The organism is Agathobaculum sp., from assembly GCF_050946325.1.
GTDB lineage: Bacteria > Bacillota > Clostridia > Oscillospirales > Butyricicoccaceae > Agathobaculum.
In genome coordinates this window covers 1-7,701 of the sequence record NZ_JBMNUP010000086.1, presented here as the reverse complement: position 1 = coordinate 7,701, position 7,701 = coordinate 1, and the positions used below count along the sequence as shown (strand labels likewise).

The following is a 7,701-nucleotide window of genomic DNA, read 5'->3' as shown; positions in this document are numbered from 1 at the left end:
CGTATGCAGACCGACAAGATCATCGGCAAGATCATGCCGCTGCGCGAGGCGGTAGAAAGTTTCGAGGTATTCAAAACGTCCAAATACCCGAAAATCCTGCTGGATTGCAGCAAACCGTAACGCATTCCCTTTCTTTCATAATCTACCACTCTCCGGCAGCGGAGGTGCGTCCAACCGGCGCGCCTCCGCTGCCGGACTTTCATTGGTCTGCCGGAAAGGCATATTCCCATCCCCTTTCTCATATATTTTCAGCAGAGAAAAGGAGGCGGCGAACATGACAGGAAAACGTCCTGCGCGGCGGCGCGGCGGCGGAGGCAGCGGGGGCGGGGGCGGCGGACTGCTGCTCCTTGTGGTGCTCGTTCTGACGGCGGGCATATTCAAATATGCAGATACGCCATTTGCCGTATCCGTGCGCCAGCGCGCAGCCGAAACGCTGACCGGCGTTCCCGGCATGGACCGTGTGCTTGCGGTCATCGGCGGCGGAACAGACGAGAGCGCAAGCGAGGTGTTCCGCCCGCAGGAAACCGGCGGTGATGACTATGCCATCTCTTCGGGCGGCGCGGACGATATTCTGGGCCGCGAGCTGACGCTTTTCCCCGATACGGTAGACCAAACCGTTTATCCGATGGAATTTACGCATGCGCTGCCCGCTGAAGGTACGCTGACATCGGGTTTTGGCAGCCGGCTCAGTCCGACGACCGGCCAGCCGGGCTTTCACTATGGGCTGGATATTGCGGCGGACGAAGGCGTAAAAATCGGCGCCTTTGCCGCTGGGACCGTGCGCGAAGTCGGGCAGTCCAGTTACGGCAACTACCTGATTATCGACCACGAGGACGGGTTCTCCACCCTGTATGCGCATTGTAGCAGCATTTCTGCCAAGGTGGGCGACGCCGTCGAATGCGGAGACGAGGTCGCGCTCGTCGGCCAGACGGGAAATGCGACCGGCCCGCATCTGCATCTGGAATTATGGCGGAACGGCAAGGCGCTTGACCCTTCCAGCTACCTGACCGCCGCCTGACGTGTGCCTGGGCAAACTTGACGTGCGCGACGGTTTCCTTGTTCTGCTGGCCGCGCTCTGGTGCGCAGATGAAACCGGCGTGCTGCCGCTTTTCCTGCTGGCGGCGGCCGTGCATGAGCTGGGACATCTGCTTATACTGTATCTGTCCGGCGGACGGCTTTACCGGCTGACGCTGACCTGCTGCGGCGCGGTCATGCGCTGCGCGCTGCCGGAGGGCCGGTATGCACGGGCGGCTGTCTGCCTTGCCGGACCGGCAGCCAGCTTTGCGCTGGCCGCCCTTGCAGGGCGCTGCGGCTGGTACCGGCTTGCCGGCGCGAGCATACTGCTCGGCGCATTCAATCTGCTGCCCATGCCGCCGCTTGACGGCGGTATGGCGCTGGGTCATCTGGCCGGCGGCGGCTTCTTCCGCGCGCGCGGCCTTCTTGCGCTGCTAACGGCGCTGTGCCTGCACGGGGCGGGCGCTTTTCTGTTTTTTCACGGCGGCGGGTGCTGGTTGTGGCTGATTGGCGCACTTATCGCCGCAAAAACGGCAAAAAACCTTGCCAAACCCGCTGCACGGGTGTAAAATAAAATTGACCATACGGCTTGCTGGAACGGAGGAAAAATGTTTCAGATCGGCGACAAAATCGTGCATCCCCTGCACGGAGCGGGCATAATTGTGGATATTGTCACACGCGCCATCGACGGCGTGCCCGCGCCGTATTATGCCCTTAAGCTGGCCCTTGACGATACCGAGCTGTTTCTGCCCGTCGAATCCTGTGAAAAACTCGGTGTGCGGCAGGTATGTTCCCGCGAACAGGCCGAAGCGCTTCTCCAGCGGTTTGGCGATATTTCCCGTACCGAAGAAAAGGGCTGGAACCAGCGTTATCGGGAGAATATGCTGCATCTCCGCTCAGGCGACCTGCTTGAAGTGGCGCAGGTCATCAAAAACCTGTCCGAACGGGACAGGGAACGCGGCCTGTCCGCAGGAGAAAAGAAAATGCTTGTCTCCGCGCGGCAAATCATTGATTCGGAACTTGCGTTTGCGCTTGATATTTCTCCGCAGCAGGCAGCCGAGCTGGTAAACGCACAGCTTTGTATTGAATAATCAGACAGTTGGGGCTTTGCATTTTGTGCAAAGCCCTTTTTAAAGGAGAGGATCGTTTGTTCAAAAAACGAAAAACAACCCGCCTGCCCGCGGTATGCGCGGTGATCGTGGCGGCCGGTTCCTCCCGCCGCATGGGGGGAGAAAATAAACTGCTGCTGCTGCTTCATGGCGTGCCTGTGCTGGCGCACACGCTGTCCGCCTTTGAAAAATGCGCGGCGGTGCGGGATATTGTGCTGGTCTGCCGCGAGCAGGATATCGTGCCGTATACCGAGCTGGCGCGCGCATACGGCATCGGCAAGCTGCGCACCGTAACGCGGGGCGGAGACAGCCGCACGGCCTCTGTGCTGGCGGGAATCGCCGCCGCGCCCGAGGGTACCGCCCTTGTTGCTGTGCATGACGGAGCGCGGCCGCTCGTCAGTGAGGCAGTCATCGCAGAAGCAGTCTATGCTGCCGCGGAATACGGCGCGGCGGCGCCGGTCGTTCCGGTGAAGGACAGCATCAAGCGCATTGAAAACGGCTGCATTGCCGCGGATGTGCCGCGGGATACGCTGTCCGCAGTGCAGACACCGCAGGTGTTCCGGCGGGAGACTCTGCTGCATGCGCTGCAGGAGGCCGCGCGGGCCGGCCGCACCTTTACGGATGACTGCGCGGCGGTGGAGGCGTGCGGACAGACCGTGCGCGCCACGCACGGCAGCTACGAAAACATCAAGATCACAACGCCGGAGGATATCGCATCGGCCGAGGCGTTTTTGCAGCGGGAGGCGGACTGATATGCGTATTGGACACGGCTATGACGTACACCGGCTGGCAGCCGGACGAAAATGCATCATCGGCGGTGTGGAGATCGCGCACGAGCGCGGCCTGCTCGGCCACTCGGACGCGGATGTGCTCACCCATGCGGTGATGGACGCGCTGCTGGGCGCGCTGGCGCTGGGAGATATCGGCAAACACTTTCCGGATACCGACCCGCGTTACGCAGGGGCGGACAGCATCGCCCTGCTGCGGCATGTGGCCGCGCTGGTGCGCGACAGAGGATACCGGCTGGGCAATCTGGATGCGACCGTTCTGGCGCAGGCGCCCAGGCTTGCGCCGCATATCGCGCAGATGCGCGAAAACCTGGCGGCGGCCATCGGATGCGGGACGGACTGCGTATCGGTCAAGGCGACGACCGAGGAAGGATTGGGCTTTACCGGCACGAGAGAGGGCATTGCCGCGCACTGCGTCTGTCTGCTGGAGAAAATCTGACAGAAAAACCGCAAAAAAGCATCGGGGTATTATCTGCCCCGATGCTTTTCTTTTCGTTTTTTCTGCTTCAGTGCAAACTGCCGTTGTTCTTCCAGCTCCCGCTGTGCGCGGCTGCGCGTCCTGCGCTCCTGCTTGTTCTGCTCACGCTGCAATTGCAGCGCCTGCTGTGATCTGGTTCCAAGTCCGGAACAGTCCGCCTGTTTTCGCAGCTGCCGCTGGATGCGCTTCGGGTTTACTGCCGTCCGTCTGACCGGCACGGCAACGGACGGACTGAACCGAAGCCGGCTGTAATATTTCAGCACATACGCCCAGACTTCACAGTCCTTTGGCTCGGCCCCAAACGTCGTCTGGCAGGCGGATAATCTGCCGTCTTCTGTCCGCTCAAACACGCCCACCCAAAACGGGTCTTCAAAAAATACCGTCAGTTTTACAGCACCGTTTTTCATAACGAAACCCTCCTGAAAAAAGAAACCTTTCATACAGGAAGGGACAACCCGGAGGGGAAGGTTACTTACCTGCGCCCTGCGGCGCAGACGGCTGGGCTACCTACCAGCTCTGGCATGTGCTGAAAGCAATGCGTTGCGTTTTTATCCTGTTTTCTGTTAAGTGACAGCGCCCTGTTATGCGCTGTTTGCAAACTTTTTTACCGTTCACCTGCCTATATCACCATCAAAAGCGTGCCTGCGCCAATCAGGAGGCAGCCGATTGCGGATTTAGCCGTCACCTGCTCGTGCAAAAACACGAACGCCAGCACCAGCGTGATTACAACGCTCAGCTTGTCCACCGGCACGACCCTGGAGGCCTGCCCGATTTGCAGCGCCTTATAATAGCACAGCCACGAAGCGCCGGTGGCCAGACCGGATAAAATCAAAAACAGCCAGCTTTTTGGGGAAATGGTGTGAATACCGCTCTGCGCATGGGTCAGGAATACCATGCCCCATGCAAGCAGCAGCACAACCGCCGTGCGAATGGCAGTCGCCAGATGGGAATTGACACTCTCAATGCCGATTTTGGCAAGGATTGAGGTCAGCGCGGCAAATACAGCGGAAAGCAGCGCCAGCACAAACCACATATGCTTCCGCCTCCCCGTCATGCTGTTTGCTGCTCCAGCCCGCGTGTGATCTGCCGGAACCGCCGCAGGAACAGCACAGTTGTGGTAGCGGCGGCGAGGAGATCCGCCACCGGCTCGGCCAGAAAGACGGCGAACAGCTTATCCGCCAGGAAGTACGGCAGAATCAGAATGAGCGGGATCAGCAGGATAACCTTGCGCTCAAGCGCGAGAAAGAGCGAAATCTTGGCTTCGCCCAGCGCGACAAAGCACTGCTGGAAGGTGCCCTGAAATGCCATCGTGAAGCCAACGGCAAAATAGATGCGCAGCGCCCATGCGGTCATATCGACCAACGCGGCATCCTGATTGAACAGCTGTGCGACCAGATGCGGCGCCCCCTGCACCAGACCCCACACGCCAAAGGCAAACACGCAGGAGATGATCAGGTTGTATTTGACGGTCTGCCGCATACGGTCAGCCCGCTTTGCGCCGTAATTGTAACTGAGGATGGGCTGCGCGCCCTGCGACAGACCAAGCAGCGGCATTTGCAGCATCTGCGCAACCGAGGTCAGGATGGTCATGGCGCCGACGGCCAGATCGCCGCCGTACTTTTGCAGGGAAACGTTAAAGGTCACGGTCAGCAGGCTTTCGGTTGACTGCATGATAAAGGGGGAAGCGCCCAGCGCGATGGCGGGCAGCAGCAGCCGCTTGTCCAGCCGGAAATATTTCTTTCGCAGCCGCAGACTGCTGTTTTCGCTGCACAGAAAGCGCACCACCCACAGTGCGGAAACCGCCTGCGACAGTATGGTGGCGACTGCCGCCCCGCGCACGCCCATATGAAAGACGAAAATGAACAGCGGGTCGAGCAGCACGTTGAGCACCGCGCCGATCAGCACGGTTTTCATCGCAACGGAGGAGCGTCCCTGCGCCGTGATAAAGCCGTTGAGCCCAAGCGCCGTCATCACAAAAATGGTGCCCAGCACATAGATGTTCAGGTACTGCATGGCATAAGGCAGGGTATCGGGGGAAGCGCCGAACAGCACAAGCAGCGGCCGCTGGAACAGCAGAAAGACCGCGGTCAGAACAACGGCCAGCCCCCACAGGGCGGCGGTGCAGGTGCCGAGCGTGCGTTCGGCCTTTTCATGCTCGCCCGCGCCCATGGCGATGGATGCGCGGGGTGCGCCGCCCATGCCGATCAGAGCGGCAAACGCCGAGATCAGCGTGATGACCGGAAAGGTGACGCCCATGCCGGTCAGCGCGGCCGCGCCGGTTTCCGGAATATGGCCGATGTAAATCCGGTCCACGATGTTGTACAGCAGGTTGACCACCTGCGCGCAGATAGTCGGCAATGCAAGCCGAACGAGCAGAGGGCCGACCGGATCGCGTCCCAGGTCGGCCGTGCGGTTTTGTTTTTCACTCATTTCGCGGTGCGGTCCTCCCGTATCAGGATGCGCAGTGCTTCAACTGCGGTTTTTACGCCGCGCTCGGCAGCGTCAGGCGGGATGGAGGGCGCGTCGTCGTTATCCGCGTTCCACAGCACGTTGAGCACTGCGCCGCAGCGCACATGGAGCACCTGCGAAACAATAAGGAGCGCGGCGGTCTCCATTTCGCTGGTGAGCGCGCCGGCGGCTTTCCATGCCTTCCATTTGGCAAGCAGTTCATCCGCAATGGCCTGCTCTGCCGGGCGAATTTCGCCGTAAAAGCTGTCCTTGGACTGGATTACGCCCAGATGATGGGTCAGGCCGAGCTGTACGGCCGCGTCGCGCAGCGCCGAAACCACGGCGAAATTGGCGGCGGCGGGGAATTCAATGGGCAGATACTCACGGCTGGTGCCCTCCTGCCGGATGGCGGCCGTGGCAATCACGATATCGCCGCCCTTGACCGCATCGACGATGCCGCCCGAGGTGCCCACGCGGATAAAGGTGTCCGCGCCGCACTCGACCAGCTCTTCCAGCGCAATGGCTGCCGAAGGCCCGCCGATACCCGTCGAGCAGACGGCGACCGGCTCTCCGTCCAGCTTGCCCGTCCACAGGGTATACTCGCGGTTCTGGGCGATTTGCTGCGGTTCGTCAAAATACCGCGCGATTTTCGCCGTGCGCGCCGGATCGCCCGGCAAAATGACATAGCGGCCAATGTCTCCCCTTTTGATTTGGATGTGCATCTGTTTTCCGTCGATCAGCATACGATCTGTCCCTCCCGTTCTATCGTCCGGATGTTTTTTTCCGCCTTGCTGCGCGGCAGCATAACTTCATGCCCGCAGCCTTCGCATTTGAGCTTAAAATCCATGCCGGTGCGCAGCACCTTCCACTGTTTGGAGCCGCAAGGGTGCGGCTTTTTCATCGTTAAGATATCGCCGACCTGTACGTCCATTTGTCCTCACTCCATTTGCCGTCCGCATTTTGCTGCGAACCGATTTCATTATATATTATAACACAGCCTGCTGATTATTTGTGAACAAATCGGCAATTTTCAGCAGGGCATAACCGCCTGATGCCAGTCATATAGTAGGGCAGAGCCAAAGGAGGTTCGGCCATATGATGAAAACAGACGAATATTATCTGCCCGAGGGCAGCTATGCCGCGCGCAGCGAAGTGCAGGCTGCGCTCTCCTCGCTGGACGGCCTGCGGCGCGCACAGCGGGAACACACGATTTTGGAAGCGCCTGCGCAGCGATGCACCGCTGCGCACGACCTGCTGTTCGATTTTGGTTTTGCGCAGGGCATTATGCCCCGTTCCTGCTGCGCGCTCGGCGTGGCGGAGGGAGATACGCGCGAAATCGCCATATTGTCCCGCGTGGGCAAGCCAACCTGTTTTTCCGTATCCGATATAGAGGAAGACACCGTTCCGCCTACGGTGTGGCTCAGCCGCACGGCTGTGCAGCAGCAGGCGCAGGATTTTCTGCTGGAAACCCTTCTTCCCGGCGATGTCATCCCCGCCTGCGTCACCCATCTGGAGCCGTTCGGCGCATTCGTCGATATCGGCTGCGGCATTCCCTCGCTCATCGGCATTGAAAACCTGTCCGTCTCGCGCATTTTCCACCCTGGGGACCGTCTCTCCGTCGGCCAGCAGATCTTCGCCGCCGTCCGGCAGGTCGATGCGGCAAACCGCCGCATCTCGCTCACCCACCGCGAACTGCTCGGCACATGGGAGCAAAATGCCGCGTTGTTTTCTCCCGGAGAAACGGTGCGCGGCATTGTCCGCTCTGTCGAGCCTTACGGCGTATTCATAGAGCTTGCGCCCAACCTGTCCGGTCTGGCCGAGCCGCGCGGCGACCTGACGCCCGGCACTGTGGTATCCGTTTATA

Annotated in this window: 11 protein-coding genes; 6 read left to right on the top strand and 5 right to left on the bottom strand. The window is 60.3% G+C overall.

Annotated features, from left to right (window positions below; genetic code table 11):
- The first annotated feature begins 274 nt into the window (after positions 1 to 274).
- From ACOYIE_RS07530 to ispF, 5 genes are read left to right on the top strand one after another with little or no spacing between them, the layout of a single operon-like run.
- Complete coding sequence (locus tag ACOYIE_RS07530; protein WP_433411970.1) at positions 275 to 1,018, top strand: M23 family metallopeptidase; 744 nt, start codon at positions 275 to 277, stop codon at positions 1,016 to 1,018.
- A gap of 1 nt (position 1,019) precedes the next feature.
- On the top strand, positions 1,020 to 1,583 hold the full coding sequence (locus tag ACOYIE_RS07525) for a hypothetical protein (RefSeq protein ID WP_433411968.1): 564 nt from the start codon (positions 1,020 to 1,022) through the stop codon (positions 1,581 to 1,583).
- A 39-nt stretch (positions 1,584 to 1,622) separates the two neighbouring features.
- On the top strand, positions 1,623 to 2,105 hold the full coding sequence (locus tag ACOYIE_RS07520) for a CarD family transcriptional regulator (RefSeq protein ID WP_433411965.1): 483 nt from the start codon (positions 1,623 to 1,625) through the stop codon (positions 2,103 to 2,105).
- Between the two features lie 56 nt (positions 2,106 to 2,161).
- The gene (ispD, locus tag ACOYIE_RS07515; RefSeq protein ID WP_433411963.1) at positions 2,162 to 2,875 is read left to right on the top strand and encodes a 2-C-methyl-D-erythritol 4-phosphate cytidylyltransferase; all 714 of its coding nucleotides are present in this window, start codon (positions 2,162 to 2,164) and stop codon (positions 2,873 to 2,875) included.
- Between the two features lies 1 nt (position 2,876).
- Positions 2,877 to 3,350, top strand: coding sequence for a 2-C-methyl-D-erythritol 2,4-cyclodiphosphate synthase (gene ispF / locus ACOYIE_RS07510; RefSeq protein WP_433411961.1), 474 nt, complete (start codon positions 2,877 to 2,879; stop codon positions 3,348 to 3,350).
- Between the two features lie 29 nt (positions 3,351 to 3,379).
- On the opposite strand, the gene ACOYIE_RS07505 is transcribed toward ispF, so the two are convergent.
- The 5 genes from ACOYIE_RS07505 to ACOYIE_RS07485 form a co-directional block, all read right to left on the bottom strand.
- Complete coding sequence (locus tag ACOYIE_RS07505; protein ID WP_433411958.1) at positions 3,380 to 3,796, bottom strand: YjdF family protein; 417 nt, start codon at positions 3,794 to 3,796, stop codon at positions 3,380 to 3,382.
- Between the two features lie 212 nt (positions 3,797 to 4,008).
- Positions 4,009 to 4,422, bottom strand: a complete 414-nt coding sequence (locus tag ACOYIE_RS07500; protein WP_433411955.1) for an EamA family transporter — start codon at positions 4,420 to 4,422, stop codon at positions 4,009 to 4,011.
- 17 nt (positions 4,423 to 4,439) lie between these two features.
- The gene (locus ACOYIE_RS07495) at positions 4,440 to 5,819 is read right to left on the bottom strand and encodes an MATE family efflux transporter (protein WP_433411953.1); all 1,380 of its coding nucleotides are present in this window, start codon (positions 5,817 to 5,819) and stop codon (positions 4,440 to 4,442) included.
- On the bottom strand, positions 5,816 to 6,580 hold the full coding sequence (gene udp, locus ACOYIE_RS07490; protein ID WP_433411951.1) for a uridine phosphorylase: 765 nt from the start codon (positions 6,578 to 6,580) through the stop codon (positions 5,816 to 5,818). The genes ACOYIE_RS07495 and udp overlap by 4 nt, the downstream gene beginning before the upstream one ends.
- Positions 6,574 to 6,768, bottom strand: a complete 195-nt coding sequence (locus ACOYIE_RS07485) for a DUF951 domain-containing protein (RefSeq protein WP_433411948.1) — start codon at positions 6,766 to 6,768, stop codon at positions 6,574 to 6,576. Before ACOYIE_RS07485 ends, udp begins: the two co-directional genes overlap by 7 nt.
- Positions 6,769 to 6,932: 164 nt before the next feature.
- Here ACOYIE_RS07485 and ACOYIE_RS07480 point away from each other — a divergent pair.
- Positions 6,933 to 7,701 (top strand): S1 RNA-binding domain-containing protein (locus tag ACOYIE_RS07480; RefSeq protein ID WP_433411946.1); only part of this gene is annotated, 769 nt, incomplete at its 3' end.

Excerpts from the sequence above, each read along its gene's own strand:
- ACOYIE_RS07530 (WP_433411970.1), top strand. The coding sequence starts at position 275 with ATGACAGGAAAACGTCCTGCGCGGCGGCGCGGCGGCGGAGGCAGCGGG.
- ACOYIE_RS07520 (WP_433411965.1), top strand. The coding sequence starts at position 1,623 with ATGTTTCAGATCGGCGACAAAATCGTGCATCCCCTGCACGGAGCGGGC.
- ACOYIE_RS07505 (WP_433411958.1), bottom strand. The coding sequence starts at position 3,796 with ATGAAAAACGGTGCTGTAAAACTGACGGTATTTTTTGAAGACCCGTTT.
- ACOYIE_RS07500 (WP_433411955.1), bottom strand. The coding sequence starts at position 4,422 with ATGTGGTTTGTGCTGGCGCTGCTTTCCGCTGTATTTGCCGCGCTGACC.
- ACOYIE_RS07495 (WP_433411953.1), bottom strand. The coding sequence starts at position 5,819 with ATGAGTGAAAAACAAAACCGCACGGCCGACCTGGGACGCGATCCGGTC.
- udp (WP_433411951.1), bottom strand. The coding sequence starts at position 6,580 with ATGCTGATCGACGGAAAACAGATGCACATCCAAATCAAAAGGGGAGAC.
- ispF (WP_433411961.1), top strand. The coding sequence starts at position 2,877 with ATGCGTATTGGACACGGCTATGACGTACACCGGCTGGCAGCCGGACGA.
- ACOYIE_RS07485 (WP_433411948.1), bottom strand. The coding sequence starts at position 6,768 with ATGGACGTACAGGTCGGCGATATCTTAACGATGAAAAAGCCGCACCCT.